Source organism: Aliirhizobium cellulosilyticum (assembly GCF_014198105.1).
Taxonomy (GTDB): domain Bacteria; phylum Pseudomonadota; class Alphaproteobacteria; order Rhizobiales; family Rhizobiaceae; genus Neorhizobium; species Neorhizobium cellulosilyticum.
The window spans coordinates 17,320-33,543 of the sequence record NZ_JACIGW010000015.1; the positions used below are offsets into that span (position 1 = coordinate 17,320).

Here is a 16,224-nt window from a genome sequence, read left to right on the forward strand (position 1 = left end):
ACTAAGCCTGCCTTGCGCTTCATCATTGATTCCGGTCAAGAAAACGCAGCCGCATCTCGATTGCCATTCCCAATCCGATGCCCGCGGCATAGGCGACAATGTTCCAGAGCGAGAATACCCGACCGAGCAGAAGCCTTCCTGCCAGTGTCAGGCGAAATTCGTCGAGAGCCGGGGTCTGGTAAAGTCGGGAGAACTCTACAGAAACAGCTATCGCCAGTGCGATTGCGGCCATGACGGCCACGCGGCGGGACACGATGGCAGCTGCGACCAGCAAAAAAACCATGCAGCCCCAAAGAAGAGAACCGCCATATTTCACGACGCTGAAAGGCAGGCCCAGGTCATAACCGAAACCGCGAAGTGCAAGTCCGGCGACAATAACCGCGCCGACGCACAGTAGTCTTTGCAACCGAGCCCTCAGCATCCACCTTCCATCTGTCATGCCATCTCCACAAATAAAAAGCCGGGCGTTTCCACCCGGCTTTTCAAATTTGCGATCAAAGATCGAAAATTATGCGGCTTCAGCAGCTTCTGCTTCAGCGGCAACGCGAGCCTTGTCGGCTGCACCCTTAGCAGTGACGTCGCGTTCAACGAACTCGATGACTGCGAGCGGAGCATTGTCGCCCTGACGGTAGCCAGCCTTCATGATACGCAGGTAACCGCCGTTGCGGGTTGCGTAACGAGAAGCGATGACGTCGAACAGCTTCTTGACAGCGTCCTGGTCCTGAACCTGCGAGATCGCCTGACGACGAGCGTGCAGATCGCCGCGCTTGCCGAGGGTGACGAGCTTTTCGACGATCGGGCGAATTTCCTTCGCCTTCGGCAGGGTGGTTACGATCTGCTCATGGGTGATGAGCGATGCTGCCATGTTGGTGAACATAGCCTTGCGGTGGCTTGCGGTGCGGTTAAGCTTGCGGCCGGCTTTTGCGTGACGCATATCTGGTCTCCTTCACTTGCAGGCATTCGCCTGCAGTATGATTTGTTAGTATTGGTCTTCGTAACGCTTAGCGAGATCTTCGATGTTTTCCGGCGGCCAAGCAGGAACTTCCATACCAAGATGGAGGCCCATGGATGCCAGAACTTCCTTGATCTCGTTCAGCGACTTACGACCAAAGTTCGGAGTGCGGAGCATTTCCGCCTCGGTCTTCTGGATGAGGTCGCCGATATAAACGATGTTGTCGTTCTTCAGGCAGTTGGCCGAACGCACGGAGAGTTCCAGTTCGTCGACCTTCTTGAGGAGCGCCGGGTTGAACGCGAGTTCAGTGACGGATTCCTCTTCCTGTTCCTTCTGCGGCTCGTCGAAGTTGACGAAGACCGACAGCTGATCCTGAAGAATGCGGGCGGCGAAGGCTACGGCGTCTTCACCAGTGACCGAACCATCGGTTTCGATAGTCATGGTCAGCTTGTCGTAGTCGAGAACCTGGCCTTCGCGGGTGTTTTCCACCTTGTAGGACACTTTCTTGACCGGCGAGTAGAGGCTGTCGACCGGGATGAGACCGATCGGGGCATCCTCTGCACGGTTACGCTCAGCCGGGACATAACCCTTGCCGTTGTTGACCGTGAATTCCATGCGAATCTCAGCGCCGTCATCCAGCGTGCAGATCACGTGGTCAGGGTTCAGGATCTCGATGTCGCCAACCGTCTGGATATCACCAGCGGTAACGGCACCAGGGCCCTGCTTGCGCACGACCATGCGCTTCGGGTCATCGCCGTCCATCTTGATGGCGATTTCCTTGATGTTGAGCACGATGTCCGTCACATCTTCCCGAACGCCCGGGATAGAGGAGAACTCATGCAGGACGCCGTCGATCTGGACAGCCGTGACGGCTGCACCGCGGAGCGACGACAGAAGCACGCGGCGAAGCGCGTTGCCGAGCGTCAGGCCGAAGCCGCGCTCAAGAGGTTCGGCAACAAGCGTTGCCTTGGTACGACCGGACGAGGTGAATTCCACCTTGTTCGGCTTAATCAGTTCCTGCCAGTTCTTCTGGATCATGACCTATACCTTCCGTTCGTTGCCACCATCCAATCGTGGCAACCGAGCACGAGGAACACCGGAAAATACCCTTCCGGCGATACGGTGAAAGCCGCCTCGACCCCTGCAGGAGACAAAGCGGCTATTACCGAGTTCAGATGGCACTCGCCTTAAAAAGCGAGCCCCAATACGTCCATTAGACGCGGCGCTTCTTGCGCGGGCGGCAGCCGTTGTGCGGGATCGGCGTAACGTCGCGGATAGAAGTGATCATGAAACCGGCAGCCTGGAGCGCGCGCAGAGCCGATTCACGGCCGGAACCCGGACCGCAAACTTCAACTTCGAGCGACTTCATGCCGTGTTCCTGAGCCTTCTTGGCGCAGTCCTCAGCGGCGATCTGAGCAGCAAACGGGGTCGACTTACGCGAACCCTTGAAGCCCTTTGCACCGGCAGACGACCAGGCAATAGCATTGCCCTGCGCGTCGGTGATGGTGATCATGGTGTTGTTGAAGGTAGAATTGACGTGGGCAACGCCCGACGTGATATTCTTGCGTTCGCGACGGCGAACGCGAGTGGCTTCCTTGGCCATTTTATCCCTTTCGTTGATCTCTGCACCGCCGTAGTTCCAGCGGCTCCACCTTGAGAGGCAGTAGGTTTTAGGCAGCAGACAATTGGGCTTTCGCCCAATGCCTATTGGCTAATGCCTCAGAATTACTTCTTCTTACCGGCGATTGCCTTAGCCGGACCCTTGCGGGTACGAGCGTTGGTGTGGGTGCGCTGACCGCGGACCGGAAGGCCACGACGGTGACGCAGGCCACGGTAGCAACCGAGGTCCATAAGACGCTTGATGTTCATCGCGGTTTCACGACGAAGATCACCTTCGACAGCGTAGTCGCGGTCGATGGTTTCGCGGATCTGAAGGATTTCAGAGTCCGTCAGCTGATGGACGCGCTTTTCAGCCGGAAGACCGACCTTGTCCATGATTTCCTGCGCAAATTTCGGGCCGATCCCGTGAATGTAGGTCAGCGCGATAACAACGCGCTTCGCAGTCGGGATGTTGACGCCAGCGATACGTGCCACGTCTATTCTCCTTCGTTCCGGTTGCCATCCGGCAAGCGGTACTTCTTCCATGATAGCAGCCTGATCAAGGCCACCAGTTCAACAACACCAAACGAGACAGGTCAAAACGACCAGCCCCGGATATCCTTGCGGAAATCCGCGCCAATCGCTCAAATCTGTCGCGAGTTGGCGCGGTGTTTAACGGAATCAGCGCTGAATTGCAACCGCCGAGCCCGAGATTCTTTAACAGACCTGTGACAGCTCAAAGAGCAGACAGTGTCTTTTCGATTTCGGCAGTCACGGCCTTCACGTCAGCCATGCCGTCGATCGTCTTCAACTGACCGGTCGATTCGTAATGAGCCGAGAGCGGAGCAGTCTTGTCACGATATTCGACCAGACGCTTCTTGAAAGCCTCCGGCATATCGTCGGCGCGAACCTTGCCGCCAGCGGCAATGGTTTCCGCCACGCGGTTTTCGATTCGACCCATAAGAGCCCCCTCGTCCACCTTCAGTTCAATGACTGCGTCGAGAGGGCAGCCCTTGTCCTGCAGCATCTTTTCCAGCGCGATGGCCTGGGGCACGGTGCGCGGATAACCATCCAGGATGAAACCATTCGAACAGTCGTCTAGATCGATACGCTCAGCGACGATGGCGTTGACGATATCGTCGGACACCAGCTGGCCGGCATCCATAACCGCCTTCGCCTTCAGACCGATCTCGGTTCCTGCTTCCTTGGCGGCACGAAGCATGTCACCCGTGGAAAGCTGCGGAATACCGTATTTCTCAGTCAGCAGCTTTGCCTGCGTACCCTTACCGGCGCCGGGTGGCCCCAAGAATATAAGTCTCATCGTCCCCTCTTTCCTCCGCGCAGCTTCGACTTTTTGATCAGACCCTCATACTGCTGCGCAATGAGATGTCCTTGGATCTGCGCAACCGTATCGAGGGTTACACTGACAACAATCAAAAGCGAAGTACCACCAAGGGCTAATGGCACGCCCGTACGGGCGATCAGAAACTCTGGCAGAATGCAGACGAAGACGAGGTAGATCGCACCGATAACTGTGATGCGGGTCAGTACATAGTCAATATATTCGGCAGTCCGTTCGCCCGGACGGATGCCCGGGATGAAACCACCGTGTTTCTTCAGGTTGTCGGCCGTGTCCTTCGGATTGAAGACAATGGCCGTGTAGAAGAAGGCAAAGAAGGCGATCAGCAGGCCGTAAAGCAGCATGAACAGCGGCTGGCCATGGCCGAGGGCAGCAATGGCGGCGGTTGCCCATGCAGGCAGGTCGGAATTGCCTGCGAAGCCGGCAGCCGTTGCGGGGAGAAGCAGCAGCGACGAGGCAAAGATCGCCGGAATAACACCGGACGTGTTGAGCTTGAGCGGCAGGTGCGAGGTGTCGCCCTGGAACATGCGGTTACCGACCTGGCGCTTCGGATACTGGATCAGAAGACGACGCTGGGCGCGCTCTACGAAGACGATCAGGCCGATGACGAAGATCGCGACGAGGATGACGGCAAGAATCAGACCGGTCGACAGCGCGCCGGTGCGGCCGAGTTCCAGCGTGCCAGCGAGAGCGGACGGAAGACCTGCAGCGATACCTGCGAAGATGATCAGCGAAATGCCGTTACCGATGCCACGCGAGGTGATCTGTTCACCCAGCCACATCAGGAACATGGTGCCGCCGAGAAGCGTGACAACGGTCGACAGGCGGAAGAACATGCCGGGATCGTTGACGATGCCCTGCCCACTCTCGAGACCGGCGGCAATGCCGTAGGCCTGGAGGGTGCCGAGAATCACCGTGCCGTAGCGGGTGTACTGGTTGATAATCTTGCGGCCGGCTTCGCCTTCCTTCTTGAGATTCTCAAGCGAAGGAACGACCGAGGTCATCAGCTGCACGATGATCGACGCGGAGATATACGGCATGATGCCGAGCGCGAAGATCGCCATGCGCTCGACAGCGCCACCGGCAAACATGTTGAAGAGGCCGAGGATACCGCCGGCCTGGCCGCGGAAAGCCTGCGCATAGGCTTCGGGGTTTAGGCCCGGAAGCGGGATATGCGTGCCGAGGCGGTAAACGAGGAGAGCAGCAAGGGTAAACCACAGCCGCTTCTTGAGATCCTCTGCCTTGGCGAAGGTTGAAAAATTGAGATTAGAGGCAAGTTGTTCCGCTGCAGACGCCATGCGTTTCTCCGCCCGATCACTTTCCCCGGGCGCAAAATGCCTGGTCAGGAAAGCAGTCGCAAATTCTGGTTCAAAAAACCGGGCGCGGAGATTGCGGGAGCAATCGGGTGCCTCACCCTGTTTTCATGTGATCGGCGCCCATCGGGGCCGCCAAATCGTGAGGCTCACATATGGACATAAAATCGCCCGGTGTGAAGCTCACACCGGGCGATTTTAAACGTTTTACTCTGCGGCAGTTTCCGCAACGACGAGCAGCTTGATAGAGCCGCCAGCCTTTTCGATCTTTTCGACGGCAGCCTTGGAGGCACCGGCAACTTCGATCGTCAGCTTTGCCTTCAGTTCGCCATCGGAAAGAACGCGAACGCCGTCCTTCTCGCGACGGATAACGCCGGCAGCCTTGAGAGCTGCCGCATCAACCGTTGCCTTGGCGTCGAGCTTGCCAGCATCGATCGCGGTCTGGATACGGCCAACCGAAACGGTGACATATTCAGAAGCGAAGATGTTGTTGAAGCCGCGCTTCGGCAGGCGACGGTAGATCGGCATCTGACCGCCTTCGAAGCCGTTGATGGCAACGCCAGAACGAGCCTTCTGACCCTTGACGCCGCGACCACCGGTCTTGCCCTTGCCGGAACCGATACCACGACCTACGCGGATACGGTCCTTGGACGAACCTTCGTTGTCCTTGATCTCATTCAGTTTCATGATCAAACCCTCACTTCTCGTCGACGACGCGGACGAGATGCTGGACGGCCCGGATCATGCCACGGACGGAAGGCGTATCTTCCAGCGTGCTTACCCGGTGCATCTTGTTGAGGCCCAGACCAACCAGCGTTGCGCGCTGGATAGCCGGACGGCGAATAGGCGATCCGATCTGTTCGACCGTAACCGTCTTTGCTTCAGTCTTCTTCGTAGCCTTAGCCATGGGTCAGACTCCTCTTATTCTTCAGCAGCATTGCCGGAGGCGGCACGGCGAGCCTGAAGCGTAGCATATTTCATGCCGCGCTGAGCTGCGATGTCCTTCGGATGCACCTGGGCCTTGAGGGCGTCGAACGTTGCACGAATCATGTTGTACGGGTTCGACGAACCGGTCGACTTCGCAACAACGTCGTGAACGCCCAGCGTTTCGAAAACAGCACGCATCGGGCCACCAGCGATGATACCGGTACCAGCCTTGGCGGAGCGCAGCAGAACCTTGCCGGCGCCGTGGCGGCCATTGACGTCGTGATGCAGCGTACGGCCGTCACGCAGCGGTACGAAGATCAGATCGCGCTTTGCGGATTCAGTTGCCTTGCGGATAGCTTCCGGCACTTCACGAGCCTTGCCATGACCGAAGCCAACGCGACCCTTCTGGTCGCCAACGACGACGAGAGCAGCAAAACCGAAACGACGGCCGCCCTTGACGACCTTAGCGACGCGGTTGATCGCGACCAGCTTGTCGACGAATTCGCTATCGCGCTCTTCACGGGCCTGACGATCGTCGCGGCCCTTTCTTTCCTGTGCCATTGTCCTTGTCCTTTTTCTTTTGCGGGTAGAACGGCAGGTTAAAGATAACCCGGAAAAATCCGGGTGGTGCGGAGAAACCGCATTTCGCCCGGCCTCCCCTATTCAAAGGAAGACCGGGCGAAAATTTCTTAGAAGCTCAGACCGCCTTCGCGGGCAGCTTCAGCAAGTGCCTTGATACGGCCGTGGTAGATGAAGGCGCCGCGATCGAACACGACTTCCTTCACGCCAGCCTTGGAGGCGCGCTCTGCAACCAGCTTGCCGACGGCAGCAGCTGCTGCAACGTCCGCGCCGGTCTTCAGCGACTTGCGCAGGTCGGCGTCGAGCGTGGAGGCGGCTGCAAGTGTGCGGCCGGCCACATCGTCGATGACCTGTACGTAGATGTTCTTGGACGAGCGGTGAACCGACAGACGCGGACGGCCATTTGCGACCTTCTTGATCTGACGGCGAACACGGCTCGCACGCTTGGTGAGTGCTTCTTTCCGAGTAGCCATTGTTCCGCGTCCTTACTTCTTCTTGCCTTCCTTGCGGACGATCCGTTCCTCGGCGTACTTGACGCCTTTGCCCTTGTAGGGCTCGGGACCACGGTATTCGCGGATTTCCGCGGCAACCTGACCGACCTGCTGCTTGTTGATGCCGGAGACGATGATTTCCGTCGGCTTCGGCACGGCAATGGTGATGCCCTCAGGGGCTTCGTAGACTACGTCGTGGGAGAAACCGAGAGCCAGCTGCAGGTTCTTGCCCTGCATGGCTGCGCGGTAACCAACGCCGTTGATTTCGAGCTTGCGCTCGTAACCGTCCTTAACGCCCTTGAAGATGTTCTCGACCATCGTGCGGGACATGCCCCACTTCGAACGAGCATCCTTGGAATCGTTGACCGGGGTCACCGAAACGGCGTTATCATTCAGCTCAACCTTGACTTCGTCATTAGCGACGAAGTGAAGTTCGCCCTTCGGGCCCTTCGCGGTGATCTTCTGGCCTTCGACCGAAGCCGTAACGCCTGCAGGAACCGGAACGGGCTTTTTACCGATACGAGACATTTTGTTATCCTGTCTGTCCGTTATGGAGATCCTTGCCCAGTCTTAGAAGACCGAGCAAAGAACCTCGCCGCCTACGTTCTGTTCGCGAGCCTGGTGATCGGCCATCACGCCCTTCGGGGTCGAAAGGATGGTGATGCCGAGGCCGTTCGCGACCTGCGGAATGGACTTAACCGAGACATAAACTCGGCGGCCCGGCTTCGAAACGCGGCCGATCTCACGGATCACGGACGCACCTTCGTAGTACTTCAGTTCGATTTCAATCTCGGACTTGCCGTTGCCGAAATCGGTCTGGGTGTAGCCGCGGATGTAGCCTTCAGCCTGCAGGACATCCAGAACACGAGCGCGCAGGCGCGAAGCCGGCGTCGTGACGGAGTTCTTGCGGCGGGAAGCGCCGTTGCGGATACGGGTGAGCATATCGCCCAAGGGATCAGTCATGGTCATCGAACGATCTCCTTACCAGCTCGACTTAACAATACCCGGCACCTTGCCGAGGTTGCCGAGCTCACGAAGCGCGATACGCGACATCTTGAGCTTGCGATAGAAAGCGCGCGGGCGACCGGTGACTTCACAACGGTTGCGGATACGCGTCTTCGAGCCATCGCGCGGCAGGGAAGCGAGCTTGATAGTTGCCTTGAACCGCTCTTCGATCGGAAGCTCCTGGTTCATGATGGTTGCCTTCAATGCTGCGCGCTTGGCGGCATGGTCGGCGACCGTCTTGCGGCGGCGCTTGTTCTTTTCAACTGCGCTGGTCTTCGCCATATCGTAGTTCCTTTTTAACGCTCGTCGTTACGGTTACGCACGGAACGGGAAGTTGAACTCTTTCAGAAGAGCCCGTGCTTCGTCGTCGTTCGTAGCCGTCGTGCAAACGATGATGTCCATGCCCCACATCTGATCAACCTTGTCGTAGTTGATTTCCGGGAACACAATGTGCTCCTTGAGGCCCATGGCGAAGTTGCCACGACCATCAAAGGACTTCGGGTTCAGGCCGCGGAAGTCGCGAACGCGCGGAAGCGCGATGTTGACCAGGCGATCCATGAATTCATACATGCGGGCGCCACGAAGGGTAACCTTCGCGCCGATCGGCATCTGTTCGCGAACCTTGAAGCCTGCAATCGAGTTGCGGGCGCGCGTGATAACCGGCTTCTGGCCAGCGATCGCAGCAAGGTCGGCTGCAGCAACAGTAGGCTTCTTGGAGTCGGCAGTTGCCTCGCCCACGCCCATGTTGATGACAATCTTGTCCATCTTCGGGATCATCATCTCGTTAGCGAACGAGAACTGCTCCTGAAGTGCTGCGCGGATGCGGGTGGTGTATTCGACCTTGAGCCGCGGCTCGTAATTTGCCTCAGCCATCGATGACATCTCCCGTACGCTTGGCTACACGCACCTTCTTACCGTCGACGACAGAGAAGCCAACGCGGGTCGGCTTGCCGTCTTTCGCCACGATCGCGACGTTCGACAGATGGATGGATGCTTCCTTGTTGATGATGCCAGCTTCCTGCGTCTGGGTCTGACGCTGGTGGCGCTTCACCATGTTGATACCGCGGACGACCGCACGGTCTTCCTTCGGCAGAACCTGGAGAACTTCACCGGTACGGCCCTTGTCCTTGCCGGCGAGGATGACGACGTTGTCGCCCTTCTTGATCTTCTGCATGGGTCCCGCTCCTTACAGTACTTCTGGAGCCAGCGAGATGATCTTCATGTGGTTCTTGGCGCGAAGTTCGCGCGGAACCGGTCCGAAGATACGGGTGCCGATCGGCTCTTTCTTGTTGTCGATGAGAACCGCTGCGTTGTTATCGAAGCGGATGACGCTGCCGTCGGCGCGACGGATGTCTTTAGCGGTACGCACAACAACCGCCTTCATCACGTCGCCCTTCTTCACGCGGCCGCGCGGAATAGCTTCCTTGATCGAAACGACGATAATGTCGCCGACCGAAGCGTACTTGCGCTTGGAGCCGCCCAGCACCTTGATGCACATGACACGACGTGCGCCGGAATTATCCGCCACGTCGAGGTTTGTTTGCATCTGAATCATGTCAGGTCGCCTTTTTCTAATGACCGGAACACCACACACAGAAGCGCGTGATGCCGGCTATGAACAGATTTTCAGTGTGCGCGGGATGGGTCTTGCCAAGGTGGTTTCCCTGAAAGGGACCTTCCGTGCGCTCAAAGCAAAAGAACGCCCGTTTCCGAGCGTTCTACGCCAGTGGCGTGCTTCATACAGGATTCTCCGCCAGACGCAATAGCCTGACGGAAATTCCTGGTCTTCTTAAGCCTGGGCGGCAATTACCGTCCAGCGCTTGTCCTTGGAGATCGGTGCGCATTCCTCGATGGAAACGACATCACCAACCTTGTACTGGTTGTTTTCGTCATGGGCCTTGTACTTCTTGGACCGGCGAACGGTCTTCTGAAGCAGAGGGTGAGCGAAGCGGCGCTCGACGCGGACAACAACGGTCTTTTCGTTCTTGTCGGAAACGACAACGCCCTGCAGAATGCGTTTTGGCATATTATTCTTCCTTAGGCCTTGGCTTCTGCCGCCTTCTGGCGGGCAATGGTTTTCACGCGAGCGATGTCCTTGCGAACTTCAGTGATGCGCGAGGACTTCTCGAGCTGGCCGGTGGCCTTCTGGAAGCGCAGGTTGAACTGCTCCTTCTTGAGCTCGGCGAGCTTGTCCTTGAGCTGGTCGGCGCTGAGGCCGCGTACGTCTTCGGCTTTCATCGTGCCTTCTCCTTACTCTGCGATGCGCTGAACGAAGCGCGTCGTGACCGAGAGCTTGGCAGAACCGAGGCGAAGTGCCTCGCGCGCGATTTCTTCCGAAACGCCGTCGATCTCGAACATGATACGACCAGGCTTGACCTTGCAAGCCCAGTATTCAACCGAACCCTTACCCTTACCCATACGAACTTCGGTGGGCTTTGCAGTAACCGGGACGTCAGGGAAGACGCGGATCCATACTCGACCCGCGCGCTTCATGTAACGCGTAATCGCGCGGCGAGCCGCTTCGATTTCGCGGGCGTTCACACGGTTCGGTTCCTGAGCCTTCAGGCCGAATTCGCCGAATGCCAGATCAAAACCGCCCTTGGCCACACCCTTGATGCGACCCTTGAACTGTTTGCGGTACTTGGTACGCTTTGGCTGCAACATTTTATTACTTCTCCGAGCTTATCTTTCGCCAGCGATAATCAAGCGTTTTCGCGTTCGCGGCGACGATCGCCACGATCACGGTCGCGGCTTGCCGGACCCTGCGCATCGCCTTCCAGCGCGCGACGTTCGGAAGCCATCGGATCGTGCTCAAGGATTTCGCCCTTGAAGATCCAGACCTTGATGCCGCAAATACCGAATGCGGTTTCGGCTTCAGCCGTACCGTAGTCGATGTCTGCACGCAGCGTGTGAAGCGGAACGCGGCCTTCGCGGTACCATTCGGTACGAGCGATTTCCGCGCCACCCAGACGGCCGGCGCAGGTGATCTTGATGCCTTCGGCTCCAAGACGCATTGCGGACTGAACAGCGCGCTTCATCGCACGGCGGAAAGCCACGCGGCGTTCGAGCTGCTGAGCGATCGACTGTGCAACCAGCGTCGCATCAACTTCCGGCTTGCGAACTTCAACGATGTTGAGGTGCGTTTCGGAGGAAGTCATTTCGGAAAGCTTCTTGCGGAGCTTTTCGATGTCTGCACCCTTCTTGCCGATGATCAGACCCGGGCGAGCCGAGTGGATCGTGACGCGGCACTTCTTGTGCGGACGCTCGATGACGACCTTGGCGATACCGGCCTGCTTCAGTTCCTGCATGAGGTATGCACGGATCTTCAGGTCTTCGTGGAGCAGCTGGCCGTATTCCGAGTTATCGGCGAACCAACGGCTGTCCCAGGTGCGGTTAATGCCGAGGCGGAAACCGATCGGATTAATTTTCTGGCCCATTATGCGGCCTCCCCTTTTTCCTCGACTTCGCGAACGACGATCGTCAGATGCGCGAACGGCTTTTCAATGCGCGATGCGCGGCCGCGACCACGAGCGTGGAAACGCTTCATGGTGATCGACTTGCCGACGTAAGCTTCCGCTACGATCAGGCTGTCGACGTCGAGGTCATGGTTGTTTTCAGCGTTGGCGATAGCAGACTCGAGAGTCTTCTTCACCGTGCCGGAGATGCGCTTACGCGAGAACTCGAGTTCTGCGAGAGCGCGCTCTACCTTCTTGCCGCGGATCATGGCGGCAACCAGGTTCAGCTTCTGCGGGCTGACGCGAAGCGTACGGGCAACTGCCTGTGCTTCGTTGTCCTTCAGCCGGCGTTCGGTCTTTGCCTTGGCCATGATTACTTCCTCTTCGCTTTCTTGTCCGCGCCGTGACCGTAATAGGTCCGGGTGGGAGCGAATTCACCGAACTTGTGACCGACCATGTCTTCGTTGACATTAACCGGGATGTGCTTCGAGCCATTGTAGACGCCGAAGGTGAGACCGACGAACTGCGGCAGGATGGTGGAGCGACGGCTCCACATCTTGATCACTTCGTTGCGGCCGCCTTCACGTACCTTCTCAGCCTTGGCGAGAAGATAGCCGTCAACAAACGGACCTTTCCATACTGAACGAGCCATTGAACGACTTCCTCTCTTACTTCTTCACGTGGCGCGAGCGCATGATGAACTTGTCCGTGGACTTGTTCGAACGTGTGCGCTTGCCCTTGGTGGGCTTGCCCCAAGGCGAGACCGGATGACGGCCGCCCGAGGTACGACCTTCACCACCGCCGTGCGGGTGGTCGACCGGGTTCATGACAACGCCGCGGTTATGCGGACGCTTGCCACGCCATACGGTGCGACCGGCCTTGCCGTCATTGATGTTGCCGTGATCCGGGTTGGATACGGCGCCAATCGAGGCGAGGCAGGAACCCGGGACGAGACGCTGCTCACCAGAGTTCAGACGAAGGATCGCCATGCCGCTATCACGACCGACGAGCTGTACGTAAGTGCCAGCCGAACGAGCGATCTGGCCACCCTTGCCCGGCTTCATCTCGACGTTATGAACGATCGAGCCAACCGGAATGTACTGCAGCGGCATGGTGTTGCCAGGCTTGACGTCGACAGCCTTGTCGGAAGCGATGACCTTGTCGCCGGCAGCAAGGCGCTGCGGAGCGATGATGTAGGCCTGTTCGCCGTCCGTATAGGTGACGAGCGCGATGAATGCAGAGCGGTTCGGGTCGTATTCCAGACGCTCGACCGTGCCCTCAACGTCGAACTTGCGACGCTTGAAGTCGACCAGGCGGTAGGTACGCTTGTGACCGCCGCCGATGAAGCGGGCGGTGATGCGGCCGTTGTTGTTACGGCCGCCGCTCTTGGAGAGACCCTCGGTGAGCGCCTTGACCGGCTTGCCCTTCCACAGGCCCGAACGGTCGACGATGACCAGCTGACGCTGGCTCGGGGTCGTCGGATTGTAGCTTTTCAATGCCATTGTTTCTTACCTCAAAGACCGGTGGAGACGTCGATCGTCTGACCTTCGGCCAGGGTGACGATAGCCTTCTTGACGTCCTTCTGCTTACCGATGAAGCCGCGGAAGCGCTTCGTCTTGCCCAAACGGACCAGCGTATTGACGGCAGTGACCTTCACACCGAAGAGAGCTTCTACGGCAGCCTTGATTTCAGGCTTCGAAGCAGTCTTGGCAACGTTGAAGACAACCTGGTTCTGTTCAGACAGAAGGGTCGACTTTTCGGTGATCGAGGGAGATACGATCACATCATAGTGGCGAATGTCGGTCACTTGAAACGCTCCTCGAGGGCTTCAACCGCAGCCTTGGAAAGCACGAGCTTGCCGCGACGCAGGATGTCGTAAACATTGATGCCCTGAACCGGCAGAACATCGATGTTCGGGATGTTCTGGGCTGCGAGCTTGAAGTTGCTGTCCAGCTCGGCGCCACCGATAACCAGAGCATTGGTCAGGCCGAGCGACGCGAACGTGCCGACGAGAGCCTTGGTCTTTGCTTCGGTCGCAACCAGATCGTCGATAACGATCAGATCTTCGGACTTCAGCTTGGCGGAAAGAGCATGACGCAGGGCCAGAGCGCGAACCTTCTTCGGCAGATCGAAGGCGTGGCTACGGGAAACCGGGCCATGAGCCTTACCACCACCGCGGAACTGCGGAGCGCGAGCCGAATGGTGACGAGCGCGGCCCGTACCCTTCTGCTTGTACATCTTGGAACCGGTGCGCGAAACTTCGCCACGGGTCAGCGTCTGATGCGTGCCCTGCTGCTTCTTGGCGAGCTGGTAACGAACCATACGAGCGAGGATGTCCTCGCGGGGGTCGAGGCCGAAGATCGCGTCCGACAGGGAAACCTTGCCAGCGTCTTTGCCTTCGAGGGTCTTGACGTTGAATTCCATAATAATGGCTCCCTTACTTCGCAGCCGACTTGACGGCGTCGCGAACAACGATCCAGGCGCCCTTGGAGCCGGGGACGGCACCCTTGACGAGGATCAGGCCGCGGCCTTCATCGGTGGACACGACTTCGAGGTTCTGGGTGGTGACGCGCGTCTGGCCCATGTGACCAGCCATGCGCTTGCCCTTCCAGACCTTGCCCGGATCCTGGTTGTTACCAGTCGAACCGTGCGAACGGTGCGAAACGGAAACACCGTGGGTCGCACGCAGACCGCCAAAGTTGTGGCGCTTCATGGCGCCGGCGAAGCCCTTACCGATCGAGGTACCGGTCACGTCGACCAGCTGGCCAGCCGTAAAATGGTCAGCCTTCAGCTCGGTGCCAACTTCAATCAAGTTGTCTTCAGATACGCGAAACTCGACGAGCTTCGACTTCGGCTCAACATTTGCGATGGCAAAGTTGCCGCGCATTGCCTTGGAGGTGTTATTCACCTTGGCAGCGCCTGCACCGAGCTGAAGAGCGACATAGCCGTTCTTCTCTTCAGTGCGATGAGCAACGACCTGGCAGTTGTCGAGACGCAATACGGTTACCGGGATATGCTCACCGGCGTCGTTGTAGACGCGGGTCATCCCAATCTTCTGTGCAATTACACCTGAACGCATCGGTTCAATCCTTCCAACTCAGCTCTGATTTCTCAGAGCTTGATCTCAACATCGACGCCGGCGGCGAGGTCGAGCTTCATCAGCGCGTCCACCGTCTGCGGTGTCGGGTCAACGATATCGAGAAGGCGCTTATGAGTGCGCATCTCGAACTGCTCGCGGCTCTTCTTGTCGATGTGGGGGGACCGGTTAACCGTAAACTTCTCGATGCGGGTCGGAAGCGGAACGGGGCCCCGGACACTTGCTCCGGTGCGCTTCGCCGTCGACACGATCTCGCGCGTGGAAGCGTCGAGAATACGATGATCGAATGCCTTAAGGCGAATGCGGATATTTTGGCCGTTCATTCGACGTTATCCTTGTTTTCTGTTCTCCCGATACCAAACGTGATGGCACGGGTTGTTCGTTTACCTAAGGCGGATCACCGGTTTCAAAGATCGAAGAAAACACCGCTTCCAGCAGGTGCCCACTTCCAGTCTTCAGGCCCGAAGGCCCACCTTAAATTCTTGTGCAACTTCCTGAATCGCCAAAGCGAAGCAGGCGCAAATCGCGCTTGCGCGCCATTTGCAATGTTTTTGTGTCATAAGCAAGTCGCAATAGGCCACTTGCTTAAAAAAAATTGAAGCGGGCGGCATCCGAAGATACCGCCCTGCCCTTTATCGATTACTCGATGATCGAAGCGACGATGCCTGCGCCGACGGTACGGCCGCCTTCGCGGATAGCGAAGCGAAGCTTTTCTTCCATCGCGATCGGAACGATCAGTTCAACAGCAACCGTGACGTTGTCGCCAGGCATAACCATTTCCGTGCCTTCCGGCAGGGAAACGATGCCCGTTACGTCCGTCGTGCGGAAGTAGAACTGCGGACGGTAGTTGGTGAAGAACGGCGTATGACGGCCGCCTTCTTCCTTCGTCAGGATGTAGGCTTCAGCCATGAACTTCTTGTGCGGCTTGACAGAGCCCGGCTTGCACAGAATCTGGCCACGCTCAACGCCGTTACGGTCAACGCCGCGAACCAGTGCACCGATGTTGTCGCCGGCCTGGCCCTGATCGAGCAGCTTGCGGAACATTTCAACGCCGGTAACCGTCGTCTTCGAGGTGGCGCGGATGCCGACGATCTCGACTTCTTCACCAACCTTGACGATGCCGCGCTCAACGCGACCGGTCACAACCGTACCACGACCCGAGATCGAGAACACGTCTTCGATCGGCATCAGGAACGGCTGGTCGATCGGACGCTCAGGCGTCGGGATGTAGGCGTCAACCGCTGCCATCAGTTCGCGAACGGCGTCTTCGCCGATCTTCTTGTTCGAATCTTCAAGAGCAGCAAGAGCAGAACCCTTGATGACCGGAACGTCGTCACCCGGGAAGTCGTAGGACGACAGCAGTTCGCGAACTTCGAGCTCGACGAGCTCGAGCAGTTCTTCGTCGTCAACCTGGTCGACCTTGTTGAGGAACACGACCAGAGCCGG

The 16,224-nt window shown here is 58.0% G+C and carries 29 protein-coding genes; all 29 read right to left on the bottom strand.

The features are described from left to right. Nucleotides 1-22: 22 nt before the first annotated feature. Complete coding sequence (locus GGE33_RS26510) at nt 23-439, bottom strand: ribosomal maturation YjgA family protein (RefSeq protein ID WP_183830304.1); 417 nt, start codon at nt 437-439, stop codon at nt 23-25. A gap of 69 nt (nt 440-508) precedes the next feature. Further along, on the bottom strand, nt 509-934 hold the full coding sequence (rplQ, locus tag GGE33_RS26515; RefSeq protein ID WP_148145284.1) for a 50S ribosomal protein L17: 426 nt from the start codon (nt 932-934) through the stop codon (nt 509-511). A gap of 45 nt (nt 935-979) precedes the next feature. Beyond that, nucleotides 980-1,990: a DNA-directed RNA polymerase subunit alpha gene (locus GGE33_RS26520; RefSeq protein ID WP_112510977.1), complete on the bottom strand. Its 1,011-nt coding sequence runs from the start codon at nt 1,988-1,990 to the stop codon at nt 980-982. A 175-nt stretch (nt 1,991-2,165) separates the two neighbouring features. Next, nucleotides 2,166-2,555 (bottom strand): 30S ribosomal protein S11, encoded by a 390-nt coding sequence (gene rpsK, locus GGE33_RS26525; RefSeq protein ID WP_007766864.1) that lies wholly within the window; start codon nt 2,553-2,555, stop codon nt 2,166-2,168. Between the two features lie 122 nt (nt 2,556-2,677). After that, nucleotides 2,678-3,046 (bottom strand): 30S ribosomal protein S13, encoded by a 369-nt coding sequence (gene rpsM / locus GGE33_RS26530; protein ID WP_093000503.1) that lies wholly within the window; start codon nt 3,044-3,046, stop codon nt 2,678-2,680. 241 nt (nt 3,047-3,287) lie between these two features. Further along, nucleotides 3,288-3,872 carry an adenylate kinase gene (locus tag GGE33_RS26535; protein WP_183830307.1) on the bottom strand — a complete coding sequence of 195 codons (585 nt, stop codon included), beginning with the start codon at nt 3,870-3,872 and terminating at the stop codon, nt 3,288-3,290. Beyond that, nucleotides 3,869-5,209, bottom strand: coding sequence for a preprotein translocase subunit SecY (gene secY, locus GGE33_RS26540; protein WP_148145285.1), 1,341 nt, complete (start codon nt 5,207-5,209; stop codon nt 3,869-3,871). Before secY ends, GGE33_RS26535 begins: the two co-directional genes overlap by 4 nt. A 222-nt stretch (nt 5,210-5,431) precedes the next feature. After that, on the bottom strand, nt 5,432-5,911 hold the full coding sequence (rplO, locus tag GGE33_RS26545; protein ID WP_148145286.1) for a 50S ribosomal protein L15: 480 nt from the start codon (nt 5,909-5,911) through the stop codon (nt 5,432-5,434). A 10-nt stretch (nt 5,912-5,921) separates the two neighbouring features. Further along, a complete protein-coding gene (rpmD, locus tag GGE33_RS26550) occupies nt 5,922-6,131 on the bottom strand; it encodes a 50S ribosomal protein L30 (protein WP_112510983.1) in 210 nt (69 codons plus the stop codon). A 14-nt stretch (nt 6,132-6,145) separates the two neighbouring features. Further along, entirely contained in the window at nt 6,146-6,712 is a 567-nt protein-coding gene (rpsE, locus tag GGE33_RS26555; protein ID WP_148145287.1) for a 30S ribosomal protein S5, read from the bottom strand. Between the two features lie 128 nt (nt 6,713-6,840). Then, complete coding sequence (gene rplR, locus GGE33_RS26560; protein WP_112510987.1) at nt 6,841-7,203, bottom strand: 50S ribosomal protein L18; 363 nt, start codon at nt 7,201-7,203, stop codon at nt 6,841-6,843. A 12-nt stretch (nt 7,204-7,215) separates the two neighbouring features. Further along, on the bottom strand, nt 7,216-7,749 hold the full coding sequence (gene rplF / locus GGE33_RS26565) for a 50S ribosomal protein L6 (RefSeq protein WP_148145288.1): 534 nt from the start codon (nt 7,747-7,749) through the stop codon (nt 7,216-7,218). 42 nt (nt 7,750-7,791) lie between these two features. Beyond that, entirely contained in the window at nt 7,792-8,190 is a 399-nt protein-coding gene (gene rpsH / locus GGE33_RS26570; protein ID WP_112510991.1) for a 30S ribosomal protein S8, read from the bottom strand. Nucleotides 8,191-8,202: 12 nt separating this feature from the next. Next, complete coding sequence (rpsN, locus tag GGE33_RS26575; protein WP_112454897.1) at nt 8,203-8,508, bottom strand: 30S ribosomal protein S14; 306 nt, start codon at nt 8,506-8,508, stop codon at nt 8,203-8,205. Nucleotides 8,509-8,541: 33 nt separating this feature from the next. Beyond that, nucleotides 8,542-9,099: a 50S ribosomal protein L5 gene (gene rplE, locus GGE33_RS26580; RefSeq protein WP_112510993.1), complete on the bottom strand. Its 558-nt coding sequence runs from the start codon at nt 9,097-9,099 to the stop codon at nt 8,542-8,544. Further along, nucleotides 9,092-9,400 (bottom strand): 50S ribosomal protein L24, encoded by a 309-nt coding sequence (gene rplX, locus GGE33_RS26585; RefSeq protein ID WP_112510995.1) that lies wholly within the window; start codon nt 9,398-9,400, stop codon nt 9,092-9,094. Before rplX ends, rplE begins: the two co-directional genes overlap by 8 nt. A gap of 12 nt (nt 9,401-9,412) precedes the next feature. Further along, nucleotides 9,413-9,781, bottom strand: a complete 369-nt coding sequence (rplN, locus tag GGE33_RS26590) for a 50S ribosomal protein L14 (protein WP_003495199.1) — start codon at nt 9,779-9,781, stop codon at nt 9,413-9,415. Nucleotides 9,782-10,015: 234 nt separating this feature from the next. Further along, entirely contained in the window at nt 10,016-10,252 is a 237-nt protein-coding gene (rpsQ, locus tag GGE33_RS26595; RefSeq protein ID WP_046792687.1) for a 30S ribosomal protein S17, read from the bottom strand. A gap of 11 nt (nt 10,253-10,263) precedes the next feature. Next, nucleotides 10,264-10,464 (bottom strand): 50S ribosomal protein L29, encoded by a 201-nt coding sequence (gene rpmC, locus GGE33_RS26600; protein WP_148145290.1) that lies wholly within the window; start codon nt 10,462-10,464, stop codon nt 10,264-10,266. Between the two features lie 12 nt (nt 10,465-10,476). Beyond that, nucleotides 10,477-10,890, bottom strand: a complete 414-nt coding sequence (rplP, locus tag GGE33_RS26605) for a 50S ribosomal protein L16 (RefSeq protein WP_093000489.1) — start codon at nt 10,888-10,890, stop codon at nt 10,477-10,479. A gap of 38 nt (nt 10,891-10,928) precedes the next feature. Continuing rightward, entirely contained in the window at nt 10,929-11,663 is a 735-nt protein-coding gene (gene rpsC, locus GGE33_RS26610; protein WP_148145291.1) for a 30S ribosomal protein S3, read from the bottom strand. Next, nucleotides 11,663-12,052 carry a 50S ribosomal protein L22 gene (gene rplV / locus GGE33_RS26615; RefSeq protein WP_112511001.1) on the bottom strand — a complete coding sequence of 130 codons (390 nt, stop codon included), beginning with the start codon at nt 12,050-12,052 and terminating at the stop codon, nt 11,663-11,665. Before rplV ends, rpsC begins: the two co-directional genes overlap by 1 nt. Before the next feature lie 2 nt (nt 12,053-12,054). Beyond that, the gene (gene rpsS / locus GGE33_RS26620; protein ID WP_112454903.1) at nt 12,055-12,333 is read right to left on the bottom strand and encodes a 30S ribosomal protein S19; all 279 of its coding nucleotides are present in this window, start codon (nt 12,331-12,333) and stop codon (nt 12,055-12,057) included. Nucleotides 12,334-12,349: 16 nt separating this feature from the next. Continuing rightward, nucleotides 12,350-13,183, bottom strand: coding sequence for a 50S ribosomal protein L2 (rplB, locus tag GGE33_RS26625; protein WP_148145292.1), 834 nt, complete (start codon nt 13,181-13,183; stop codon nt 12,350-12,352). An 11-nt stretch (nt 13,184-13,194) separates the two neighbouring features. Beyond that, entirely contained in the window at nt 13,195-13,488 is a 294-nt protein-coding gene (locus GGE33_RS26630) for a 50S ribosomal protein L23 (protein WP_148145293.1), read from the bottom strand. Beyond that, nucleotides 13,485-14,105, bottom strand: coding sequence for a 50S ribosomal protein L4 (rplD, locus tag GGE33_RS26635; RefSeq protein ID WP_148145294.1), 621 nt, complete (start codon nt 14,103-14,105; stop codon nt 13,485-13,487). Before rplD ends, GGE33_RS26630 begins: the two co-directional genes overlap by 4 nt. A 13-nt stretch (nt 14,106-14,118) precedes the next feature. Next, complete coding sequence (gene rplC, locus GGE33_RS26640; protein ID WP_183830312.1) at nt 14,119-14,760, bottom strand: 50S ribosomal protein L3; 642 nt, start codon at nt 14,758-14,760, stop codon at nt 14,119-14,121. 32 nt (nt 14,761-14,792) lie between these two features. Continuing rightward, complete coding sequence (gene rpsJ, locus GGE33_RS26645; RefSeq protein ID WP_003547547.1) at nt 14,793-15,101, bottom strand: 30S ribosomal protein S10; 309 nt, start codon at nt 15,099-15,101, stop codon at nt 14,793-14,795. Between the two features lie 316 nt (nt 15,102-15,417). After that, nucleotides 15,418-16,224: elongation factor Tu (locus GGE33_RS26650; RefSeq protein ID WP_183830315.1), on the bottom strand; the 807-nt coding region annotated here is incomplete at its 5' end.

Coding starts and splice junctions, on each gene's coding strand:
- GGE33_RS26510 (WP_183830304.1), bottom strand. CDS start 439: ATGACAGATGGAAGGTGGATGCTGAGGGCTCGGTTGCAAAGACTACTG.
- rplQ (WP_148145284.1), bottom strand. CDS start 934: ATGCGTCACGCAAAAGCCGGCCGCAAGCTTAACCGCACCGCAAGCCAC.
- GGE33_RS26520 (WP_112510977.1), bottom strand. CDS start 1,990: ATGATCCAGAAGAACTGGCAGGAACTGATTAAGCCGAACAAGGTGGAA.
- rpsK (WP_007766864.1), bottom strand. CDS start 2,555: ATGGCCAAGGAAGCCACTCGCGTTCGCCGTCGCGAACGCAAGAATATC.
- GGE33_RS26535 (WP_183830307.1), bottom strand. CDS start 3,872: ATGAGACTTATATTCTTGGGGCCACCCGGCGCCGGTAAGGGTACGCAG.
- secY (WP_148145285.1), bottom strand. CDS start 5,209: ATGGCGTCTGCAGCGGAACAACTTGCCTCTAATCTCAATTTTTCAACC.
- rplO (WP_148145286.1), bottom strand. CDS start 5,911: ATGAAACTGAATGAGATCAAGGACAACGAAGGTTCGTCCAAGGACCGT.
- rpmD (WP_112510983.1), bottom strand. CDS start 6,131: ATGGCTAAGGCTACGAAGAAGACTGAAGCAAAGACGGTTACGGTCGAA.
- rpsE (WP_148145287.1), bottom strand. CDS start 6,712: ATGGCACAGGAAAGAAAGGGCCGCGACGATCGTCAGGCCCGTGAAGAG.
- rplR (WP_112510987.1), bottom strand. CDS start 7,203: ATGGCTACTCGGAAAGAAGCACTCACCAAGCGTGCGAGCCGTGTTCGC.
- rplF (WP_148145288.1), bottom strand. CDS start 7,749: ATGTCTCGTATCGGTAAAAAGCCCGTTCCGGTTCCTGCAGGCGTTACG.
- rpsH (WP_112510991.1), bottom strand. CDS start 8,190: ATGACCATGACTGATCCCTTGGGCGATATGCTCACCCGTATCCGCAAC.
- rpsN (WP_112454897.1), bottom strand. CDS start 8,508: ATGGCGAAGACCAGCGCAGTTGAAAAGAACAAGCGCCGCCGCAAGACG.
- rplE (WP_112510993.1), bottom strand. CDS start 9,099: ATGGCTGAGGCAAATTACGAGCCGCGGCTCAAGGTCGAATACACCACC.
- rplX (WP_112510995.1), bottom strand. CDS start 9,400: ATGCAGAAGATCAAGAAGGGCGACAACGTCGTCATCCTCGCCGGCAAG.
- rplN (WP_003495199.1), bottom strand. CDS start 9,781: ATGATTCAGATGCAAACAAACCTCGACGTGGCGGATAATTCCGGCGCA.
- rpsQ (WP_046792687.1), bottom strand. CDS start 10,252: ATGCCAAAACGCATTCTGCAGGGCGTTGTCGTTTCCGACAAGAACGAA.
- rpmC (WP_148145290.1), bottom strand. CDS start 10,464: ATGAAAGCCGAAGACGTACGCGGCCTCAGCGCCGACCAGCTCAAGGAC.
- rplP (WP_093000489.1), bottom strand. CDS start 10,890: ATGTTGCAGCCAAAGCGTACCAAGTACCGCAAACAGTTCAAGGGTCGC.
- rpsC (WP_148145291.1), bottom strand. CDS start 11,663: ATGGGCCAGAAAATTAATCCGATCGGTTTCCGCCTCGGCATTAACCGC.
- rplV (WP_112511001.1), bottom strand. CDS start 12,052: ATGGCCAAGGCAAAGACCGAACGCCGGCTGAAGGACAACGAAGCACAG.
- rpsS (WP_112454903.1), bottom strand. CDS start 12,333: ATGGCTCGTTCAGTATGGAAAGGTCCGTTTGTTGACGGCTATCTTCTC.
- rplB (WP_148145292.1), bottom strand. CDS start 13,183: ATGGCATTGAAAAGCTACAATCCGACGACCCCGAGCCAGCGTCAGCTG.
- rplD (WP_148145294.1), bottom strand. CDS start 14,105: ATGGAATTCAACGTCAAGACCCTCGAAGGCAAAGACGCTGGCAAGGTT.
- rplC (WP_183830312.1), bottom strand. CDS start 14,760: ATGCGTTCAGGTGTAATTGCACAGAAGATTGGGATGACCCGCGTCTAC.
- rpsJ (WP_003547547.1), bottom strand. CDS start 15,101: ATGAACGGCCAAAATATCCGCATTCGCCTTAAGGCATTCGATCATCGT.